The 21,757-nt window shown below is 38.6% G+C and carries 16 protein-coding genes; 13 read left to right on the top strand and 3 right to left on the bottom strand.

Annotation, left to right across the window (positions count from 1 at the left end):
• Positions 1-5 precede the first annotated feature (5 nt).
• The 4 genes from mreC to rodA are packed head-to-tail and all read left to right on the top strand — an operon-like array spanning position 6 to position 4,428.
• A complete protein-coding gene (gene mreC, locus MMU07_RS02700) occupies positions 6-839 on the top strand; it encodes a rod shape-determining protein MreC (protein ID WP_241124297.1) in 834 nt (277 codons plus the stop codon).
• On the top strand, positions 832-1,353 hold the full coding sequence (locus MMU07_RS02695; protein WP_241124296.1) for a rod shape-determining protein MreD: 522 nt from the start codon (positions 832-834) through the stop codon (positions 1,351-1,353). The genes mreC and MMU07_RS02695 overlap by 8 nt, the downstream gene beginning before the upstream one ends.
• On the top strand, positions 1,353-3,152 hold the full coding sequence (gene mrdA / locus MMU07_RS02690) for a penicillin-binding protein 2 (protein WP_241124295.1): 1,800 nt from the start codon (positions 1,353-1,355) through the stop codon (positions 3,150-3,152). The genes MMU07_RS02695 and mrdA overlap by 1 nt, the downstream gene beginning before the upstream one ends.
• A gap of 1 nt (position 3,153) precedes the next feature.
• A complete protein-coding gene (gene rodA, locus MMU07_RS02685; RefSeq protein ID WP_241124294.1) occupies positions 3,154-4,428 on the top strand; it encodes a rod shape-determining protein RodA in 1,275 nt (424 codons plus the stop codon).
• On the opposite strand, the gene MMU07_RS02680 is transcribed toward rodA, so the two are convergent.
• Together MMU07_RS02680 and MMU07_RS02675 are read right to left on the bottom strand one after the other, a co-directional pair.
• Positions 4,425-5,009: an HD domain-containing protein gene (locus MMU07_RS02680; protein ID WP_241124293.1), complete on the bottom strand. Its 585-nt coding sequence runs from the start codon at positions 5,007-5,009 to the stop codon at positions 4,425-4,427. The two genes, rodA and MMU07_RS02680, sit on opposite strands and share 4 nt — an antisense overlap.
• 584 nt (positions 5,010-5,593) lie before the next feature.
• Complete coding sequence (locus tag MMU07_RS02675; protein WP_241124292.1) at positions 5,594-6,751, bottom strand: hypothetical protein; 1,158 nt, start codon at positions 6,749-6,751, stop codon at positions 5,594-5,596.
• Between the two features lie 38 nt (positions 6,752-6,789).
• Here MMU07_RS02675 and MMU07_RS02670 point away from each other — a divergent pair, with 38 nt between their 5' ends.
• The 7 genes from MMU07_RS02670 to MMU07_RS02640 all read left to right on the top strand — a co-directional run bounded on the left by MMU07_RS02670 (position 6,790) and on the right by MMU07_RS02640 (position 17,504).
• Entirely contained in the window at positions 6,790-7,116 is a 327-nt protein-coding gene (locus MMU07_RS02670; RefSeq protein ID WP_241124291.1) for a 2Fe-2S iron-sulfur cluster-binding protein, read from the top strand.
• A 6-nt stretch (positions 7,117-7,122) separates the two neighbouring features.
• The gene (locus tag MMU07_RS02665; protein ID WP_241124290.1) at positions 7,123-7,704 is read left to right on the top strand and encodes a thymidine kinase; all 582 of its coding nucleotides are present in this window, start codon (positions 7,123-7,125) and stop codon (positions 7,702-7,704) included.
• Positions 7,705-7,810: 106 nt separating this feature from the next.
• The gene (gene recO / locus MMU07_RS02660) at positions 7,811-8,503 is read left to right on the top strand and encodes a DNA repair protein RecO (RefSeq protein ID WP_336246159.1); all 693 of its coding nucleotides are present in this window, start codon (positions 7,811-7,813) and stop codon (positions 8,501-8,503) included.
• A gap of 193 nt (positions 8,504-8,696) precedes the next feature.
• Complete coding sequence (gene rho / locus MMU07_RS02655; RefSeq protein ID WP_241124288.1) at positions 8,697-10,526, top strand: transcription termination factor Rho; 1,830 nt, start codon at positions 8,697-8,699, stop codon at positions 10,524-10,526.
• Positions 10,527-10,889: 363 nt separating this feature from the next.
• Positions 10,890-13,004: a T9SS type A sorting domain-containing protein gene (locus MMU07_RS02650; RefSeq protein WP_241124287.1), complete on the top strand. Its 2,115-nt coding sequence runs from the start codon at positions 10,890-10,892 to the stop codon at positions 13,002-13,004.
• An 86-nt stretch (positions 13,005-13,090) separates the two neighbouring features.
• Complete coding sequence (locus MMU07_RS02645; RefSeq protein WP_241124286.1) at positions 13,091-14,722, top strand: LVIVD repeat-containing protein; 1,632 nt, start codon at positions 13,091-13,093, stop codon at positions 14,720-14,722.
• 301 nt (positions 14,723-15,023) lie between these two features.
• Positions 15,024-17,504 carry a glycine-rich domain-containing protein gene (locus MMU07_RS02640; protein WP_241124285.1) on the top strand — a complete coding sequence of 827 codons (2,481 nt, stop codon included), beginning with the start codon at positions 15,024-15,026 and terminating at the stop codon, positions 17,502-17,504.
• A 743-nt stretch (positions 17,505-18,247) separates the two neighbouring features.
• Here MMU07_RS02640 and MMU07_RS02635 read toward each other — a convergent pair.
• Positions 18,248-18,412, bottom strand: coding sequence for a hypothetical protein (locus MMU07_RS02635; protein ID WP_241124284.1), 165 nt, complete (start codon positions 18,410-18,412; stop codon positions 18,248-18,250).
• 37 nt (positions 18,413-18,449) lie between these two features.
• Between MMU07_RS02635 and MMU07_RS02630 the strand changes: the two genes are divergently transcribed.
• Together MMU07_RS02630 and MMU07_RS02625 are read left to right on the top strand one after the other, a co-directional pair.
• Complete coding sequence (locus MMU07_RS02630; RefSeq protein ID WP_241124283.1) at positions 18,450-19,748, top strand: hypothetical protein; 1,299 nt, start codon at positions 18,450-18,452, stop codon at positions 19,746-19,748.
• A gap of 161 nt (positions 19,749-19,909) precedes the next feature.
• Positions 19,910-21,385, top strand: a complete 1,476-nt coding sequence (locus tag MMU07_RS02625) for a hypothetical protein (protein WP_241124282.1) — start codon at positions 19,910-19,912, stop codon at positions 21,383-21,385.
• Positions 21,386-21,757: the final 372 nt, after the last annotated feature.

Genomic DNA, 21,757 nt, shown 5'->3' with positions numbered 1-21,757 from the left:
ATTGGATGCAGCGGATATTCCTCTTTTTATACCGAATAAGGGCGTTTTTGTTGTTTGTATTATTGGAGGCAGTAGCGGTTTCGTTGATTGTATCTAGTAATTCTCAACAAGGTTCAGCTTTTTTTAATAGTTCAAATGAATTGAGTGGCTCCGTGTTTCAGACGCAGAGCAACGTTGTGGAATATTTTTCCCTTTCTTCTGTGAATAAAAGTCTGATGGAAAAAAACGCAGAGCTGCTTACTGAACTAGAAGCGCTTAGAAGACCGGCAGATTCTATCTTCATTCCCCTTGACAGTGCGTTGTTTGCTACCATCCAATTTAAAGGAGCAAAGGTTATCAATAACTCATTAAGGCTTTCTCAAAATCATTTGACCATCAACAAGGGCTCAAATCATGGGGTCAAAACAGGGATGGGGGTAATAAATGAACAAGGAGTTGTCGGGAGAGTCAAAAGCGTCAGCCGAAATTTTTCTACCATCATATCTTTGTTGCATACTGACTTATTGGTTTCCTCCAAAATCAAGTCAAATGATGTCTTCGGATCGACTAAATGGGATGGTTTGAATCCCGAGCAGGCAAAACTTATGTATGTGCCCAGACATGTGGTGGTAGAGATGGGTGATCAGGTCGTGACCTCGGGTTACAACTCGATTTTTCCCGAAGGAATTCCGATTGGTACTGTTATTGAAGTCAAGCCGGGAACCGATACCAATTATCTTGACATTACGCTCAAGCTTGATACGGATTTTTCAAAAATATCTTATGTCTATTTGGTGGAAAGTTTTCAACAACAAGAACTTGACTCCTTATACCAATCAACCGAAATAAGCAATGAATAGTATAAGGATTATCACAATCTTGCTTACCGGATTCCTTTATCTCCTGTTTCAGATATTGGTTCTTAAGAATCTAGTGCTTTTCGGTGTTGCCTTTTGTTTTTTGTATGTGATCTATATTATTTTACTTCCCTTGGATTTAAAGACAATACCGGTACTATTGATCAGTTTTTTCTTAGGATTGGGTGTGGATTTATTTTATGATACTTTGGGGATTCATACGGCTTCCCTTTTGCTGATCGCTTTTTTAAGGCACCGGTGGTTAATGGTTTTGGTGCCAACAGGTGGATACGAAGATGACCTTCAGCCAAGCTTGCTAAATATGGGTTTCGGTTGGTTTCTTTCCTACAGTATACCCTTGGTGCTAGTCTATCATATTTTGTTTTTTTACATTGAGAGTTTAGGTACAGATTTATTCATCACATCTCTTCAAAAAATAATTGCTAGTGTTATTTTTGTCCTAGTAATGAGTATTATTGTTCAACTGTTATTTTACAGGAGAAGGAGAGGGATTTAATGAACGAGCAAAGGCCGATTACAATTATTGTCGTCATCATTGTCATAGGGGTGGTGCTCCTTACAAAATTGTTTTTGATACAGGTTGTTGACGATAGTTTTTTGAAAAAGGCTGAAAGTAATGCCATTCAAAGAGTTGTAGACCACCCTTATCGTGGTCTTGTTTATGACCGAACAGGCAAAATACTTGTCTACAACTATCCTATTTTTGACCTGATGGTTATCCCCAGGGAATTTCAGGTTGGTGATACCACCAGGTTTTGTGAGATTTTTAAGATCAGTAAAGAATACCTTATAGACACTTATAATGCTGCACGGAAATATTCCTCAGTCAAACCTTCCCCTTTGATCAAACAGATTTCGACCACGGACTTTGCAAGGATTCAGGATTTTTTGATTGATTATCCCGGCTTGTTTGTGATGACAAGATCTGTTAGGTCCTATCCCCAGCCAAGTGCTGCTAATGCATTAGGCTACATTGGAGAAATAAGTTCAGGCCAACTTGAAAGAGATTCCTCCCAATACTACAAACAGGGGGATTATGTCGGTCTGAGTGGTATTGAAGGATTCTATGAAAATGACCTTCGTGGGGTAAAAGGTGTAAAATACAAACTCGTAAATGTGAGGGGCGTAGATAAGGGCTCTTTTAAAGACGGAGAATTTGATACCGCATCGGTGGCAGGTAAAAACCTTGTTTCAACCATTGATTTGGAATTGCAGCAATATGGCGAAATGCTTATGGCAGGTAAAAGAGGATCTGTAGTAGCTATTGAGCCCAAAACAGGTGAAGTCCTTGCCATGATTTCGGCGCCTACCTATGACCCCAACTTATTGACTGGGGCTCTTTTTGGGAACAATTACATGGAATTAAACAGAGATGAAAGCAAGCCTTTGTTTAACAGGCCAATCATGGCAATGTACCCTCCGGGATCTATATTTAAGATTGTCCAGTCTTTGGTTGGGCTTCAGATGGGTGTATTGACACCAAATACTACTTATAGCTGCAATAGGTCCTTGGTGGCCTGTCACAACCATCCTAGTCCTGTAAATCTTTTTGGGGCCATTCGGAATTCCTGTAATCCCTATTATCATCAGGCCTACCGTGCTATGATCAATAGGGAGGTCTCTCGCAATACTTTCAAGGATACTGAATTGGGATTGAATACCTGGAGGGAGTCAGTTTTGAAATTTGGGTTAGGTTCTCCTCTCGGAATTGATATCAAAAATGAAAAGGGAGGGTCAATTCCTTCTTCCACTGTTTATGACAGAAAGTATGGTGAAGGCAGATGGAAGTATTCTACCATTTACTCACTATCTATCGGGCAAGGAGAGATGCTTGTCACCCCCCTACAGATGGCAAACCTCGCGGCAATATTCGCTAACAAAGGTTATTATTATCCACCGCATATGATCAAAGCCATAGACGGCGATTCAAATAAAATACCTGAGGAATTCCGTACAAGAAAAAATGTAGGGATAGATGCCCATCATTTTGACCTGATTCAAGATGCAATGGCAGAAGCAATCTATGGGACTGCCGCAAGAGCGGCTATACCTGATATCACAATTGCGGGAAAAACAGGTACAGCCCAAAATCCGCAAGGTGAAGACCATTCTGTTTTTATTGCCTTTGCTCCCAAAGAAAATCCCCAAATAGCCATCGCAGTCTATGTGGAAAATGCCGGTTGGGGCGGCAGGGCAGCGGCAAGCACCGCAAGCTTGATGATAGAAAAGTATATCAGAAGGGAAGTGAAAAGACTTGATTTGGAAGAATATGTCTTGGTAGGGAAATTTATGTAATGTGAGACAAGACGACCTCTATATCAATAAAATAGATTGGATTTCTATCGCTATTTATTCCGTTTTGGTAATTATAGGATGGATCAATATCTATGCGGCTGTCTATGATGAGCAATCTGTCAAGAGTATCTTTGATTTTTCAATTAATTCTGGTAAACAACTTGTTTGGATTGGTACAGCCATATTGTTGATTACTGTAATCATGGTGGCAGATTACAGACTTTTTGAGAACCTCTCTTTAATTTTGTACGGATTTTTTATTATTCTCCTCATAATCACACCATTTATAGGAAAGGAAGTAAATGGACAGATACTTTCGGTTGGTTTTGGTTCATTCAGAATTCAACCGGCGGAATTTGCCAAATTTGCCACAGCGCTGGCATTGGCAAGATTGATGGAAAGATCAGCTTTTGATCTGAACCAAATCAAATATCAACTTCAGGCGATAGGTGTGATTATGGTGCCTGTCATATTGATCATGCTTCAGCCCGATACCGGGACAGCAATGGTTTATTTTGCTTTTTTCATAATGCTATATAGAGAGGGAATGCCACAGTGGTACTATGCATTTGGATTGTCATTTATTGCAATCACACTTTTATCCTTGGGGATTGAAAACAACTTATACCTCGCCATCGGAGTCGGAGTAATTATCTTAATACTTATTTTGTTAGGAAAAAAGAAGGTTTCAAGAATAGTCAGTCTTGTTGGGATTGGGATTTTGATCGTGGGATATTCGTATAGTATTGATCTTGTGGTTTCAAAACTTCCCGAACACCAGCAAAATAGAGTTATGGTTTTGTTCAATCCAAATCTTGATCCTCTCGGGGTTGGATGGAACGTGACGCAATCAAAAATAGCAATAGGTTCAGGAGGTTTTTTTGGGAAGGGTTATTTGGAAGGAACACAGACTAAATTTGATTTTGTACCTGAACAACACACAGATTTCATCTTTTGTACTCTCGGGGAAGAGTTTGGATGGGTTGGAAGTCTGGTTGTAATCGTTCTTTTTTGTGCCTTATTGATAAGATTGGTGATCTTGGCGGAGCGTCAAAAAAATAGATTTTCGCGTATCTATGGGTATTGTGTGATTTCAATCCTACTCTTTCATTTTATGATCAATATTGCGATGACTATTGGTCTTTTTCCTGTTGTAGGTATTCCCTTGCCTTTTTTCAGCTATGGAGGTTCTTCGCTTTGGTCATTCACTATTCTCCTATTTATTTTTATCAAACTTGATTCCCAAAGGATTCAGTTACTCAGCAGGATTGGCTAATAATTTTCGTTTTTAATGATCTGTTTTAGCCAAAATTGTTTTTTGGGCTCGCGGTTTTTTTGAGCAAATTCTGTATGAAATGTGTGATTTTTCAAGAATTTGATCTGAAGCTCCACCCAATCTTCCCTGGTTTTGATCATGCCGGTAGATTTCAATTCCTCATAGAGTTTGCCACTGATTTCCATATAATCTTTTCTCCCAAGATAATCCAAGTCTGAGTCGCAAATTATCCTTTGAAGATCAGTTTTGGGATTTTGGGGGATTTTGGTAGCCATAATGAGACTCTTTACTATTTCAATATGGGCAGGATCCATCTTTAATGACTCCATTATTTCTTGGGCCATCATCGCACCTACCTCTTCGTGGTTTTGGGTGGATTTGGTAAATCCCAAATCATGGACCAATGCCCCAATCCTCAATAGGTATGCATCTATACCTTTGATTTTATTTCTTTTGATATATTGGTTGCATACATTCAATACATCTAACACATGATCTACATCGTGGTATGTTAAATTTCCTGGGAGGCCATTTTTCAATTGCTCCAAAACAATGCGCCTTAGCTTAAAATAACCCGTCATTATTATCTTTGAATTTCATCAAAAAGTCAACTTATTGACCATGTGCGTTGAATATTAAGAAATATAAATATCAAAACTACACTTTCAGCTAAAAATTTTATAGGATTTGTAAATTTATTGCTTGAAAATTTTGAAGAAACCGGCTTAAAGATTTAAAAACAGAAGAATTTGATCATTGGGTAATTGAATTTCATGGATATACGCTTCTATGCCCGTAACCCTTTATTCTTTTTATGAGTATCCGCAATGTCGGACTTTGGGCTATAGAAGGTAGTATCGAATGCGGATACTCTTCCACAGACGACAGTCCACTGTCCTCTAGGTGTTTAATGGCTCCTCCAACAAATTATTGTTTGGCTAGGTGCAAGAATGCGGATACACATATTCTTCTTTATCAGGGACGGAATTCCGAGCTATCGGAACGAAGTCGGTACACCCAACCTGTCGTCGGGCAAGGGTATGCCGGGAAATTAAGTATGCAGACAAGAATTAAAATGGATATCTTGTCTTACTGCATGATTGTGGACATACATATTTAATTTTTCACTTTTCAGGCCCCCAATTTTGTCCGAAAAAAATTCGGATTATCCTCGGATATCAAACTTTCTGAATATAAGCTGAAGAAATTCATCCACGACTTCATTGTCCTTGTTCCAGCCAAGTTCACCTACGTATCTCTCATTCAACAAATGTATTGCTTCCACAAAACTTCCGCATTCATCTATTGATTTTAAGGCATGTTTCAATAAATCTGGATTTCCGTCAAAAAGGTCTTTCGTAAACATGAATCTTTGATTTAGCCCGATACTTTCCGACAGTTCTTTGATGCTGCCTTTCATAATTGAGTATTGCTCTGTTTCAAATCTAGCCCAGACCTTTGCCGGATCTATTCCCTGATCGGGCTTTATGGTTTTGAAAAGTTTTTCAGCGGGGATGTTTTCAAGTACAAGCTCTTCTTCCTGGACTATATATCCTTCTAGCCCTTCTTCTAGATTTGGTCCTTCCTGCATTTCAAATTCAGAGTCCTTGATTTCTTCCAAAGTGTCAAAGAAAGAGGTGTCAGGTTCTTTGGCTTCAGGAGCAGGTTCTGTTTTTGGGGTTGGCTTTGGTGATGTAAAGTCAACCTCAGTAACCTGATCAAAATCAAGAAATACCACCTGATCCATGCTGTTCAGAAGTATTTTGTAGGACTCCAATTTTTCTTTTTGGTTCAAAAAGTTGGTCTTTAAAGCATCCTCATAGGCTTCATGGGTGTATGATAATCCGGCTTTATCAATCAGATTGGTGATCAGATTGCTGTGCCACTTGATGTATTTTTTATTTTCCTTTAGGTATTGGTTTATTTCATTTCCCTTTAATTTTCCAAATTCATTTTTATAAAAATCCAACGGGTTGACGGCTAAGAAAACGGATTCTTTTACAGCTTGCTCGAGCAGCGGCTCAAAATAGACCCGCTCAATCTTGATGGTCCTTGAAAGGACATTCATAAATTCCCTCAATGCCTCGTGAACCGCTTTGTCTCTATAATCAAAAAAAGGATTGCTTTTCAATTTTTCCAGCTCTAGCTGCCATGCCTCAAAAAGGGTTTTGATAATGAAGAAATTGACTTGGACACTTGGTGTAAGGGTGATTATATCCTGACCTGTCATGTACTTTTTGGTTGGAAAATACCCCTCACAGATTTTTTTGCTGAATTCCTTGGCGTAGTTTTCTACGTATTTGCTGTTTAACTTAGCAGACATATTTATTTATTGTATTTTTTATGAATTAAGCACAAATCATGCTGAAAATTATTATCCAAAATTTATTCCAAAAAGAGATATTTTCACCTCTTGAGGAGTGTAAAGTTATTGATTTAATCCATGAAAACCGCATTGATTGGATGCATGCTTGCGGAAAAAAAGGGAGATGCACCACCTGTAAAATCATAGTCCTTGAAGGGATAGAAAACCTATCCGCACCCACTGAAAGGGAGGAATTTTTCAAAGAAAATGGAAGATTAACAGAATATGAAAGACTATCTTGCCAAGCAAAATTGACAAAAGGAAAAATAATCATTCGTGTTGCAGAAGAAAATAAGTTTCCACATATGACCTACAGTGAATAGCAGCTCATGTTTATAGAAAGTACCATCGGCAAATCGAAGGGTCCCGAAAGGAAGGGGCATATAGAGGTCATTTGTGGATCTATGTTTTCGGGTAAAACTGAAGAACTGATCAGAAGGCTGTATAGGGCTTTTATAGCCAGACAAAAAGTGGAGATTTTTAAGCCTTCGATAGACAAAAGGTACCATGATACAGACGTGGTTTCTCACAATGACAATGCAATCCGTTCTACCCCTGTCAATTTTGCAGATGATATTATCCTACTTGCGGGAGATTGCGATGTGGTAGGTATAGATGAAGTACAATTTTTTGACAATAGAATTGTGCATGTGGCCAATGTTTTAGCTAATTCCGGAAAAAGAGTAATTCTTGCCGGCTTGGATATGGATTTTGAGGGCAACCCTTTTGAACCAATGCCCCAATTATTGGCTATAGCAGAATATGTGACCAAAGTACATGCTATCTGTATGAAATGTGGGGATTTGGCATCTTATTCCTATAGACTCGTCGGGACAAAAGAAAAGGTTGTGCTAGGAGAAAAAGAATCATATGAGGCAAGGTGTAGAAAATGTTTTTTAGAGAAACTATGATGCATAGAAAAGATATGTCAGCATTAAGTCTCCAAATGGTTTTCTGTTTCGGATTTTTATCGGAAAAGGCAGGAGGAATGTTTTTATTCAGATATTCTGTAGCGTTGTGAGACTGAAAAAATCGAGAGGTATCGTTTTGTCTTATATTAAATATAGTGAGACCTCTATCATTGTAAGGATATTTACAAGGGAATTTGGGCTCAAATCCTACATCATCAATGGGGCAAGGTCAAAAACCTCCAAAAGCAAAATGGCATTTTATCAGCCATTGACCCTGCTTGATTTGGTGATCTATGATAAAGAAGGCAGTAATCTCAACCGAATTTCTGAGGCCAAACTGCTCATTCCATTCCAGCTAATTCCTTTTGACTTTCTAAGGTCAGGAATTGCCATGTTTATGGCGGAGGTTATGGGGAAATCAGTTTTTGAAGGGTATCAAAATGAAGAGTTTTTTGATTTTTTAGAATCAACAATTCAATTATTGGATAACAAAGAAACATCTCTTGTCCATTTCCCATTGGTTTTTTTGTGGGAAAGCTCAAAGTACCTAGGTTTTGCACCTGAGGATTCGGAGTCTTTTTTTATGGAATTGAAGCAGTATCCTGAAGGTCCTGATGTCATGGAGGAGGAGAAGGATTACCTTAAGTCGGTAATTTCCAAATCATTTGATTGTGATGACAAGGCCCCTTCCAAAATCAGAAGGAATATGTTGGATCATTTTTTGCTATTCTATGGAAATCACCTTGATTTGGCCTATGATTGGAAATCCGTAAAGGTCCTGAGGCAAATGATGTCCTAAAATAAATTGTCATCTCTTAGGAAATATTTGTTATTTAATTGATGAAACCTTAATATTGTAACATCGTAGTATCGCAGAGTCCTTCTCCCCTTGGATTTTACCTATTCTGAATCCCTTTTTCATTCAGTTCAGAAATACTCAAGACACATCATCACACATTCACACATCTTATTTATAATTCCATAAGCTTTTTATGTATAACATAGAAGAATTAAAAATCAGGCTACTTTCTGAATTGAAGGAAATTGCTGAAGAATTAGGCGTAAAAAACTTCAAAGCGCTTAAAAAAGATGAACTTGTATACGCCATTTTGGACCAGCAAGCCATCACAGATGAAAAAGCACTTCCGAAAAAAAGACCTACCGTAGTGGAGGTTGAAGCTATAGAACAAACGTCCAAACCTGAACCAAAAAAGTCTCCTGAATCACCCCAAGCCGTTTCACAGGAGAATAAATCAAAATTCAGGAGGGAAAATGTAACAGCGATTCCCAAAGAAGAAATCCCCGTCGAATCTAAGGCCAAACCTTCTCCTAGAAGTGAAGACCGTCCTCCAAAAAGAAATGAAGACCGTCCTGTAAGAAAACCTGAAGAACAATCCTTCAAAAAACAGGAACCAATTAAGCCTGAAAAGGCCATCGCAACTGAACCTTCAAAACCGATTGCAAAAGAATCTCTTCCTGTACTTACTGCCGAAGATGAGAAACCAAAGTTTATCAGACCAAGAAGGAAAGTAGTAGATGATCCTGAACCTATAGCTTTTAATACTTCCACTGAAAAGATCACTTCAGTACATGAACCGGAAGTTGAAATTCCAAAGAGGAAAAACTTCAAGGATATTGAAGAAGTTCACATACCTTCAGCCGAGGTTTTTCAAACCAAAAGAAAGCCCTATGTCAGCGTAAAGGAATTTGAAGGAATTATTGAAAATGAAGGTGTATTGGAAATCATGCCTGAGAGCTATGGTTTCCTCCGCTCATTGGACTATAACTACTTGGCTTCTCCTGATGATATTTATGTATCCCCTTCTCAAATCAAACTTTTTGGTCTCAAAACCGGCGATCATATCAAAGGATCTATCAGACCTCCAAAAGAAGGAGAAAAATATTTTGCGCTATTAAAAGTCATTACTGTCAACGGAAAAACCTCTGAAGAAATCCGTGACAGGGTTCCATTCGAATACCTTACGCCACTTTTTCCTGAAGAAAGACTCAGGCTTACCACCAAGCATGACAATTATTCTACCAGAGTTTTGGATTTGTTTGCACCGATAGGTAAAGGACAAAGGGGTATGATCGTCGCCCAGCCAAAAACGGGTAAGACCATGCTATTGCAACAAATTGCCAATGCAATCTCCGAAAATCATCCTGAAGTGCATTTGATGATCCTTCTGATCGACGAAAGACCTGAAGAAGTTACTGATATGGCACGTTCGGTCAAGGCAGAGGTAATCTCTTCTACTTTTGATGAACAGGCTGAAAGACATGTAAAAGTCGCTTCCATAGTTTTGGAAAAAGCAAAAAGGATGGTTGAATGTGGTCACGATGTGGTCATCCTGTTGGATTCTATTACCAGACTTGCAAGGGCTTACAATACAGTAGTCCCAAGTTCAGGCAAAATCCTCTCAGGTGGTGTAGATGCAAATGCCCTTCACAAGCCAAAGAGATTCTTCGGTGCTGCCCGAAATGTAGAAAATGGAGGTTCATTAACCATCATTGCCACCGCTTTGGTAGAGACAGGCTCTAAAATGGATGAAGTTATCTTTGAAGAATTCAAAGGAACTGGTAACATGGAACTGGCTTTGGATAGAAAACTTTCCAATAGGAGAATATATCCTGCTATTGATGTTACAGGATCCGGCACAAGAAGAGAAGAGCTCCTGATGGACAAAGAAGAAATGCAGCGAGTCTGGATTTTGAGGAAGCTAATGTCTGACATGACTTCTCAAGAAGCTATGGAATTCTTGCTTCAAAGAATGAAGGGTACCAGAGATAATACTGAGTTTTTGATCAGTATGAATGGTTAAAAAAAACATGAGTATCCTCAATGTTGCACGTTAGGCTATAGGAGGTTGTATCAAATGTGGATAATCGTCCACAGACGACAGTCCACTGGGGGTTTAATGGCTCCTCCAACAAATTATTGTTTGGCGACGTGCAAGAAAGCCGATACACATATAAAAAAATTACAAATGTTTTATTGAAAGCCCCTTTCCTTATTGGTTTGGGGCTTTTTTGTAGAAAAAAATGAATTTCATAGCAGGATTTTTGTTATGTAAACTAAAGATTTTTTTTATTGATTTTCATTGATTTATTTTAAGAAGTTTTTTTGGGGTGTAGATATACCTCATAGCTTTTAGGGTCAGCCAAACTAATTAGAATTACAAAAAATGAAATTTATTTTTATAAAATTATTGACTTCCCATTTTTTGAAATCAGGCGATTTCAAAGTTTTCAGTTTAGGGATAGTTTTTTTATTCATCACCGGATTATCCTTTGGAGAGGGATCAGGGAATTGGGGTACTCAAAGTAACAGGCAAAGTATGCTATGGTATCCAGGTAATTCAGGTTCCGGGGGATTTGATAGCAGGGGGTATATGCTTTTGCCGTCCTCAGTCTCAGGCTATAATGCCGGGCACAGGTTGTACGTTTATGCTAAAGCAGGTGAAACGGTTTTTTGGGGATTCAGAAGATTTGGTACAGGAAATATCCGGGTGAGGTGGTTTTATGACGCCAATACCTCTGACTTTTTTCCTACAGGTACTTCAGGTTCTGCTAGGACACAGATTTCATTTCAGGAATATAATGCACATGGTAGTGGTGGTGTTCAGGGTAGACCTAGTAATGCTTCAAGTGCTTTGAATGGCCCTTCTCAAATCACAGGCACAGGGTATCAGGCTTTTTCCTTTGTGAATAATACAGGGGCTGCAAGGGCTTTTTGGGTTGAAATATCCAATACTTCAAATAACCATATTACAGCCGGATTTAATATAAACTTTTGGGACATCACTGTGGCCTCAAGTTCATCAGGTGGGTTTAATGAACATACAGGCCGGGTATATTCTAGATTCTGGAGTATTGCCAATTCTAGGCAAGACCCCAATGGTACCACTTTGACACTTACAAAGTCTCTCCCTGACAGCTATTCATTTCATGATAACTTTGGATTTTATGTGCCGGTGGATAATACATTTACCGCTGCAGGAGATGATTATTTTGTCAAATACATCAATTTTGGAGGATCTAGTGGTGGTTGGACCAATTTTTTTGCCAATAAAGATGGGCCAAGAAATGATTTGTCTTTTGAGGAAAACAGGAGATCCAGACCTGGGGTTTCCTCTAATTTCCAATACCCATTGTTTATTTCGGATCCCGATCCATCTATTTGGAAATCTACAGCACCGCCTTCTGCCAGTCTTTTGATAGAATATGAACCCAAGCCTGCACCCGAAGTCGGAGGTGAGGCTACAGTGAACTTGACTATCAGCTTGCCTGCAGTAGTCGATGTTTTGATAGACCTAAACGGAAACCTAACCTATGATGAAGGAATAGACATTGTTATTTCTGAAAAATATGACTCGCCCGGCACCTATCAAATATACTGGAATGGAGAGGATGCGGATGGCAATGTGGTTCCTCCTGACAGTGATGTAGAGGTTGTGGCTACGGTTGTTTTCTTTCCTGTCCACTTTCCAATTTTTGACCTAGAGCAAAGCCTTGGCATGAAAGTCACCAATATCAGGCCCGGGTCGGTAGTGAACAACAGCATATTTTGGGATGATTCTTTGATTCCCCGAACCGGATTGACGCCAAGTGATAGCCCACAATCTTTGATGGTAAATACTACCGGAGTTTTAGGTCCGGATCATATTTGGTGGGCATCAGGTGACAATGGGTTTAGCAACAATATCACTATCAATACCTGGGCAGGCTCATACAATACAGAAGTTCAGGGGTCCTTTAGAATATTGCCTGTTCAATGGCTGTATTTCCGGGGCAAGGCCATTGAAAACCGTATCAGGTTGGAGTGGGGCACTGCACAAGAAAAAGACAATGAAAAATTTGTCATTCAAAGGTCTAAGAATGGAAAGTCCTGGACGGACATTTCTGAAACTGAAGGGGAAGGAAACAGCGAAAAGCCTGTATATTATCTTGGATGGGATGCCAGTCCCATGGTAGGTCCAAACTACTACAGGCTGAAGCAAATCGATTTTAATGGCAAAGAAGACTATACCAGTGTTATAAGAGTCGATTTTATCCCTGATTGGGAAATTCACTTGTATCCTAATCCCGTTTCTGACGAATTATTTATTCAAACTAAGGATGTGGATAAACTTGAAGTAGTACTTGTCGATAGTCAAGGGGCCAAAATACCTCTTCAGGCCAAAATGTTGACTGAAGATAAATTGGTTTTTGACATGAAGGAGATCAGTGCCGGACTATATCTGGTCTACGTATTTAATGAAGAAAAAACCTTGGTCAAAAAACTGATTAAAAGGGATTGATGAAATGAAGTTTCAAATATTTCTGGGCTATTGACCAACAAATTTTAATCTAACTGTTTATTCTTAATTTATTTAAATTTAAAATCATGCGTAAATTTTTGTCTTTTGCATTTTTGATTTTGGGCACGTTTTCCTGTCAACCTGACGCAGACGGGCCTCTTGCTGACCCTACCGTATTGGTCAATTCGGATACCGAATCTTTAAATACCAGATTTTCTCTTGAAGGAGCGGGAGTCGTTGGGATTATTTCCTCAGATGTTATTAATGGGCGTTTGAAGGAGGATGAAGAACCTGCCGGTAAAGTACCCTTGATGATGGTTTCGCAGGTCGATCCTCCCAAATATGAGGGTAAAATACTAAAAGCTACTCATGTAGATATTTCTGAAAATTACGCATATGTAAGTTATAACACTGAGGGAGCAGAATTTCTTGGTGCCATCGAAATATTCGATATCTCAGATCCGCTTTATCCTAAAATCACAAGCCAAGCTATATTCAAAAATGCGGATATAAATTCAATCACTTATAAGCAAGGAAGGATTTATGCAGCAGCAGCGTTTGATATTGATAAAGAAGACGGGATCAAAACACCCGCCCAACTTGTAATTGTCAATGCTAGTAATGGATCTTTTACTTCTGAGTTTTCCAAATTTAACATAGAGGGTTGGGCCGCAGTAGACGTATCCACCACTGAAAAAGATATTGCTGTAGCTAGTGGAAGCAATGGTTTGGTAGGACTGTTTGACTCAAAGGGTCAAATGAAAAATGAATTTCCTCTTTCCGACCTCAGGTCTGTCAAATATGGGAACGGTGTTCTTGGGGTTTTGAGCGGTACAGATGGTATCAAGATTTTAGAGCCTTCCACTTTGAAGGTGATTTCTTCTATCAGCCTTGAAAAAGACATTGCAGAGTCCAAAAGAACTTTGGACATGGGGCCTGGATTATTGTTTGCCTCTGAAGGTACAAGAGGGGTTGGGGTGTATTCAATAGCCTTGGGTTCGAATCTGCAAAGACTACCTATCCCACTAAAACCTGAAGGAGTAGAGGAGGAAGACATTGTAACGAATGCAGTTTCTTTTGATGATGGAAAAGTATACATGGCCAATGGTGGTGCAGGGATATCTGTATCACAATTAGTTGAAAATGATGTATTGGAGGAAATTGGAATATTGGGAATAAGTGGGTCTTCAAATTTCATAAAGGCACACAAGGGGTACATATTTGTTGCTTCGGGTCGTCAGGGACTACAAATACTAAGCCTTGCTGAAAAAGATGAACTTCCATTAAATCCCGGGATTGACTGCGGTAGTCTTTCACCTTATTCAGGGAGCTCTAATTTGAATGTGAATTCCAATGAAAAATTCCGGTTTTCCGGAGCAAATTCCCTTAAAAACGTCAACATAGGAGGAGAACTCACCTATTGTGGCTCACTTGCTATTGAAAGTAGCCTTAACATCAATACGGGAGGATTGTTTATGATGAATGGCTCTTTTGTCTTTGGACAATGGAACCGAAACAACAAGTTGACTGTGAATAGCAATGCTACTCTTAAAATCTCAGGCTCTGTCGTTATTTATGGGGACCTAAACCTCAACTCCGGTGCTACAATAGAGTTTGTAGGTGAAGGTAATAATGTCACGGTTTTTGGCAGAGTACAAAAAGGACAAAATGTTACGATCAAAGGTGACTTTGTCGATACCGAAAATAAGTTGAAATAAGCTTTAATTCTTAGGTAAGATTAATTTTTAGTTTAAAATCATTGGTATCATGAAAGAACTCAAATAAAAGAACATAAATAAAAGAACATAAATGTTTTTTCTTTCAATTGTTAAGCAATACGTGGTTAAAAGTCATACACTATAGGTTTATCAGAATGCTATTGTTATTTTTGAACATATTCTGTCTGATTTAAGCAATTACCTCTGTATATCCTTGATTCATCCTGCAGGTAAAACAGATGGTCATCCTTCATTTTTATTATTTACATGAAAATATAAATAATAAATATTGATATATATTATGAATTTTAAGCCAACCAGTATTTTCATTTTTTTTTTAGTATTCGCAATTTCCACAATTCAAAACATTGTTTTTGCTCAATGTACAGGTTGTACAGTAATCGTAGGCGCTACCGGAAATCCTGCAATATCAAACAATGACGTAATCTGTATCAATGTCAACAGATCGGCTCCTTTGAATCTCAATAATCGGACAGGACTGACTGTTTGTATCTCAAATGGTATCACCATGTCAGGTGCGCTACAAAATATCGGTAATCCAATAACCATTGATATTTATGGGATTAACTCATCTGCCTTCACTCTTGGAACTGGTAGCGTTTTAAATGTCTTTGGAGGTCAAGTAGGTAATATCACATCAAACAACGGTGCAAGCATCAATAACTCAGGTTCAATTTCGGGGGCCATAACACTTAATTCCACCAATGCTACCTACAATAATACAGGTATCCATACCGGGTCACTAACCATGAATAGTGGGAGTACGGTTGTCAATTTCGGTATTTTGAACCTTTCAGGATTGACCTCTAACAGTGGTTCTATTTTTTCCAATCTTTCTAATGCGACACTTTCAGTTTCTGCCGGGGTAAATATCAATGGTGTTTTAAATAATGATGGGAATATTTCCATTTCAGGTAACGTGGCTACCAACAGTGGTTCTCAACTGAATAATTCCGGGGGTTTGACTATTACGGGTTCATTAACCAATAACAGTCAGATCAATTCAGCTTTGGGAATTATCAGTATTGGCGGTAATCTTACCAATAATGGGGGTAGTGTTTTGAATATTGCTAGTGGTTCTGTTGGTGGAAACGCCATCAACAATGGTACTATTAATATCAGCGGAGAACTTTCCATTAATGGAAATCTAACTATGAACGGCGGTTCCAATATTTCTGCAGCAAACGCTGACCAGCCAAATTACTTATCTGTTGGTGCTGCTTTTTCAGGTGCTGGCTGTCTCAATGGAACAAATGGCGTACTTTTTATAAATAAATTCCAATCAGGCGGGTCCTGCATTAATGATGAAGTTTACATAGGTGGAAATCCGGGATGTTTGGAATTGATAGAAATTCCATATCAATCTGGAGGTGAAGATTTACTGGAAAGAATTTACATTTTTAGATGCAGCACAGATTGGACTATCCCGGATTCTTCTATTCCCGGCGAAACATTACTTGATGCGGAGGTTTTGATAGTAGGAGGTGGTGGAGGCGGTGGCAGAGGCGCAAGTGCTGGTGGCGGCGGAGCCGGTGGATTGTTGTATTTTTCAACATTCACATTGAGTCCGGGATTCACCATCCCCGTAATAGTTGGGTCAGGTGGTTTGGGATCAACCTCTGCGTCATCCCCTGGTGCAAATGGAGGAAATTCAGGATTTGTCTCCAATGTTGCTATTGGTGGAGGTGGTGGGGGATCCTCTAGTGCAGGTGGTAGAAATGGTAATGCAGGAGGTTCCGGAGGAGGAGGTGCCTTTGTTGCTGGAAATCCAAATGGCACTGCCGGATCAGGTACTCAGGGGAATGATGGTGGACGGGGCAATAATACTCCTCAAGGAGGAGGAAGGCGATTTGGCGGAGGTGGAGGTGGCGCAGATGCAAATGGAGGATTAGGCCCTGATGGATCTTCCCAAGCGGGTGCTAGAGGTGGTAATGGAAGATCTTTTGATATTTCAGGGTCAACCGCGATTTATGCAGCGGGAGGAGGAGGAACTGCCTCCGGTCCCGGTGTTTCTCAAGGGATTGGCGGTTCGTCTGGAGTAGGGGGAAGTGCAAATGCTTCTGGGGCTTCCAGAAATGGACTAGCCAATACTGGCTCTGGAGGAGGTGCTACAAGTAGTGGCTCTGGAGGAAACGGTGCTGACGGCATCATTATTGTTAAACAATCCTTTAGAATCTTGCCTGTGGATATACTTTATTTCAAGGCCGGTTTAATTAATTCAAACCGTGAAATTTCCTTGAATTGGGCCACATCAAAAGAGTGGAATAATTCTCATTTTGAAATAGAAAGGTCCACAGGCAATGCCCATAACTGGCAAAGTATAGGACAAGTAGAGGGCATTGGGTGGTCGGATACTCCAAAGGATTATGAATTCTTAGATATCAATATCCCCAAATCGGGAGCATTGGTCTATTATCGATTGAGACAGATAGATTTCAATGGTTCCTTTTCCTACAGCAAAATTATTTCTGTCAAAAATATTCCAGCCTATACTAAATCAGGCGTTTCTTGGAGCGTTTATCCAAACCCTGTGAAAGGAGAAAGACTTACTCTGGAAAGCTTGGATCCAACTTTTAATCAAGATGAGGAAGTTTTTATCACGTTGATGAATTTTTCTGGAAGTAGTTTTGTCACCTTTGCAGGTGATATAAATTTAATTTCTGATTTGCTGTCAGAAGAAATTCAAAATTCTAAACCCGGAGTATATATCTTAAAAATTTCAACGGGGAAAAAAACTGAATACCTCAAAATCGCCAAGTAATAAATCAATACCCCCATAATTGTATTCGGTTTTGGGGATACTTTATAGGATACTCTTCCACTGAAGACAGGCCACTGAAACCTAATTGCTCCCCTGCCATTATTTTTTTGCTACCTGCAGTAAGACGGCTGCAAATCATTTTTTTCCTTTCGTCGGTCCCGCATCAAAGTCCAATTATACGGATATAACTCAATGTCCAATAATCAATTTTATTTTTCATGGATATACGTTTCTTTGCCAGTAACCCTATATTCTTCTTCAGTCGGGACGGATCCCGATAGCGGGACGAAGTCGGAAGACCCCCGCCTGTCGCCGGGCAGGGATGTTCCGTGTATTTAAGTCCGAAGCCAAGAATTTGAAAAGATTGCATACCTACTTGGATCATTGCGTACATACATATTATTCTTTATCTATTGGAAAATTTCACCTCATTCAGGCTGGCAAAAGCTGCATCAAAACCCAAAACCTGGACTTAGAAAATTAGCTTGAAAAAGACAATTATGATCCCTAAATCATCTCTTTAAAACGTAGTTTTTTCAACATCTACCTGTTTTTCAGTGATTTTTTGAATTTTAAGTACAAAAAAGTAAATAAAAGTCACTTTTTTTATTTTTTATTTTTTTATATGAAATACAAAAATGTATATTTGTAATACAATTATATATGTGTCTCAATTATATGAAAGTTTTTTACGTCTTTTTGTCCGCCTTTTTGTTCTTTGCCTTTGCGCAAAGCACCCAAGCTCAGGTCACATATACCTCGCAAGCCTGTACCCCTAGTTCAGGCAATCCATTTACTTCATCCAATTGTTGGGTTAAGACAGGGAATAATTGTAATGCTTCAAATTTTCCTCCTTCAACAGCTGGCACTTTAGCTTGTCCTATAATTATTGTAATTAATTCTGTCATTACGGTTCCTTCTTTAAACCTAAACAACTTCCATACATTGGAAATAGGTCCTAATGGTATCCTCAATATTACTGGAAACATTACTCAAACAAGTCAAACAACAGCAAATATTAAAATTGATGGTGGGGAATTGAATATTGCAGGGTCTTTAATTGTGAATGCAGGTGCAAACAACGGTACAAAAACCTTGCTGAATATTGATTTAAAGAATAATGGTGTTTTTAATGTTACAGGAAGGTTAGATTTGAAAGGAAATACCCAAACTGAAGTTACAGGCGATGATTCATTCAGCATGGAAGTGGGACTTATTGAATTGGCCCAAAAAGCGTTTTTAAATATTCGTCTCGGGGGAGGAGTGATTTCTTACGGTGAAACCAACTATGCAGGAAATGATTCCGAAATCAATGTCTGGGGCTTTTTTAGAACAGAATCTATAAAGGTCAGTGGAGGAAGCGGAAAGCAATTAAATACTTTTGGAAGCGCTGAGGTTGTGGTGGACGGAAATGTAAGGGTTGATGGGAGTGGTAGAATTACTTTCGGTGGAGACAGTGATGTGTACATTGATGGTGATGTGATTCTTAATGGGGCCGATGATAGGTTGATTATTAAAGATAATGCAAAGGTTGTCGTTTGTGGTGAAAATACCCAAACTAGTCCTGCTCCTCCCACTGTTGATAAAGATGGCCTCAATGAATGTTCAGATCCAAATAATTGTCCTAATGGAGGGTTTTATGTAAGCTGTAGAGTACTTCCGGTTGAGATGTTATATTGTGAAGCAAAAATCTCCTCGTTTGAAAGGAATACAAATCTCTATTGGGCAACAGCCAAGGAAGTAAATAACAGTCATTTTGAAATCGAAAGGTCTGTAGATGGTATCAAGGAATTTCAAAAAGTGGGAGAAATTCGGGGAATGGGTTCGAAAGAATCCATTACAGAATATGCTTATGTGGACAACAACCTCCCTTTGACAGGTGGAAACATTTTCTACAGGTTGAAGCAGGTAGACTTTGATGGGAAACATACTTATAGCAAAGTACTTTCTGTAAAAGTGTCCAATATCCAATATTCAAAGGGAGTTTGGAGAGCCTATCCCAATCCTACTATGGGTGATCAGTTGAAGATCAATCTTTTGGATGGGGCACAATATAAAAGGGAAACAATCACTTTTAGAATCATTCACCCAAGTTATACCTCCGAAGCTGTAGCCGTTGATTCAGAATATTCGCTAAACGAGTACTTGAGTCGATTGCTTCCCGGCATTCCGTCCGGATTATTTGTGATAGAGGTTTCTTGGGGAGACAAAGTAGAACATATCAAAGTATTGAAGAAAGGATAAATCCGAATATTTTTAAGACTAATAAATTAAATATAAATAAAGTGCTTGAAATTATTTAGAAATAAAATGAATAAAAAAGAAAATTAAAAGCATTTGTTTGATTATAAAAATCAAAATACTACATTTAAAGAGTTTTGAATAATTATTTAACTAAAAAAATAATGTTTAGACTTTTTAAAGTGCTTTTGATGTTTTCAATACTTTTTTTTGCTTCATGGGAAGGGTATGGACAAACTTTTGTGTTTGATACATCCAGGGCTGGATGTGATGGGACATGGGCTGACGGTGATTGTTGGGATGTTTTAAATTCTTGTAGTGTCTTGGGAGGTTTTACGAATCAAACTTCACCACCTTCAACTAATCCGACCACGACATGCCCTGTGGATATTATTATTAGGGGAGATGTTTCGATATCAGGAATCCCAATTAGTTTTGGGGGTTCTCTGCAAAGTGTAAGGGTAGAAAATGGGGCAAACTTTGAAATTATAGGAGATGCCTCAATAAGTTCAGACAGCGAGGTTTTATTCGATTTGGTAGAAAGCAGTTTTTTTAGAATTACTAACGAGCTTATTGTTTCTCAAGGCTCATCATCAGATTCTACGTTGTTAGTTATTGATGGGGATGGATCCTCAAGCGTGGTAGTAAATAGTATTGACCTAAGAGGCAGGGCAGTTATTTTGGTTGAAGATGGGGGTTCCTTGATTAGCGATGGACCGACCAAGTATAACGGTAATAGTTCTAGGATTGATGTATATGGCTTCTTCAGAACATTAGAGGTGGAAATAAAGGGAGGAAGCAATCATCAATTGAATTCTTATAGAAGTGCTAGGATAATTGTGGAAGAGGATATTATTCTTGGAGTAACATCTGACATAACTTTCAATGGGGATAGTGAGATCGATGTTGGAGGAAATATTGATAACTCAGGATCGGCAAAAATAATTGCATCAGATAATGCGAAGGTTTACTTTTGTGGAATAATTAAAACGCCTAAAAATGCTGTCAAGGAAGGTACGGGCAGCTCGGAATTTATCAATTCCTGCCGTGTTCTACCCGTCGACTACTTATATATCGAATCCTCATATTCAAAAGCCTCCAACTCTACCTCCCTTACCTGGGCGACAAGCAAAGAGTGGGAAAATAGCCGATTTGAGATTGAAAGGGCCATAGGCACCATAGATCATTTTGAAAAGATCGGTGAGGTTTCCGGTATGGGTTGGAAAGACAACATCACTGAATATGAGTATTTTGATTCCAGACTGCCTTTGGCAGGGGGCAATATTTATTACAGGTTGAAGCAGGTAGATATCAATGGGGAATTCATATTGAGCAAAGTATTGTCTTTGAAAATTCCCGGGGTACAATTTACCCAAGGCGTATGGAGGGCATACCCTAATCCGACTGAGGGGCATCAATTGCGGATAAGTTTACTTGACCGGTCACAGTACAATCAGGAAAAAATTTCCTTCCGAATAATTCAGCCAAATCATGTAAGCAAATCCCTTACTGTTGATTCTGAAAATGAATTGAATGAATACTTACGCCAAATTATACCTTCAATGCCAAGTGGGGTTTTTGTAGTAGAACTCCAATGGGGGCAAAAATTGGAACATATCAAAGTGCTAAAACAAAGATAGAATAACTTTTTTATTCAAAAGTAAGGACCAAAAGGAACATTATTTTTTGGATTATTTGGAATTAAGTTGCTGAAAAACAGCAGAATAACACATTAGATAATGTATTTGCTTTATTTTTTAAATAGTACTCCTTCCCATACAGAGATGCATACATGCCCGCCACTGCTTTTTTTGGTAACAAATGCCATTTTTCAATCTATATCAGTCATTTAATTATCAAATAATATCCATTAGTTTATTTTATATTAACTATGATAAGTTCTTTATATGAATAAAATAGATTAAATATGGGTTAAAAAATATAATTTATTATAAAATATAATAAAAAGAATAAAAAATAATAACATAAATAATTATTAAAGATTTGACCCT

Origin of the sequence: Cognataquiflexum nitidum, assembly GCF_022538055.1 — a bacterium.
Taxonomy (GTDB): Bacteria; Bacteroidota; Bacteroidia; order Cytophagales; family Cyclobacteriaceae; genus Cognataquiflexum; species Cognataquiflexum nitidum.
Note: the sequence above shows the minus strand (reverse complement) of the source record. Positions and strands in the feature narration are given on the sequence as shown.

What these genes read in the sequence shown, in the direction of transcription:
- mreC (WP_241124297.1), top strand. Translation starts at nt 6, where the DNA reads ATGCAGCGGATATTCCTCTTTTTATACCGAATAAGGGCGTTTTTGTTG.
- MMU07_RS02695 (WP_241124296.1), top strand. Translation starts at nt 832, where the DNA reads ATGAATAGTATAAGGATTATCACAATCTTGCTTACCGGATTCCTTTAT.
- mrdA (WP_241124295.1), top strand. Translation starts at nt 1,353, where the DNA reads ATGAACGAGCAAAGGCCGATTACAATTATTGTCGTCATCATTGTCATA.
- MMU07_RS02680 (WP_241124293.1), bottom strand. Translation starts at nt 5,009, where the DNA reads ATGACGGGTTATTTTAAGCTAAGGCGCATTGTTTTGGAGCAATTGAAA.
- MMU07_RS02675 (WP_241124292.1), bottom strand. Translation starts at nt 6,751, where the DNA reads ATGTCTGCTAAGTTAAACAGCAAATACGTAGAAAACTACGCCAAGGAA.
- MMU07_RS02670 (WP_241124291.1), top strand. Translation starts at nt 6,790, where the DNA reads ATGCTGAAAATTATTATCCAAAATTTATTCCAAAAAGAGATATTTTCA.
- MMU07_RS02665 (WP_241124290.1), top strand. Translation starts at nt 7,123, where the DNA reads ATGTTTATAGAAAGTACCATCGGCAAATCGAAGGGTCCCGAAAGGAAG.
- rho (WP_241124288.1), top strand. Translation starts at nt 8,697, where the DNA reads ATGTATAACATAGAAGAATTAAAAATCAGGCTACTTTCTGAATTGAAG.
- MMU07_RS02650 (WP_241124287.1), top strand. Translation starts at nt 10,890, where the DNA reads ATGAAATTTATTTTTATAAAATTATTGACTTCCCATTTTTTGAAATCA.
- MMU07_RS02645 (WP_241124286.1), top strand. Translation starts at nt 13,091, where the DNA reads ATGCGTAAATTTTTGTCTTTTGCATTTTTGATTTTGGGCACGTTTTCC.
- MMU07_RS02640 (WP_241124285.1), top strand. Translation starts at nt 15,024, where the DNA reads ATGAATTTTAAGCCAACCAGTATTTTCATTTTTTTTTTAGTATTCGCA.
- MMU07_RS02635 (WP_241124284.1), bottom strand. Translation starts at nt 18,412, where the DNA reads ATGACAGAATTAATTACAATAATTATAGGACAAGCTAAAGTGCCAGCT.
- MMU07_RS02625 (WP_241124282.1), top strand. Translation starts at nt 19,910, where the DNA reads ATGTTTAGACTTTTTAAAGTGCTTTTGATGTTTTCAATACTTTTTTTT.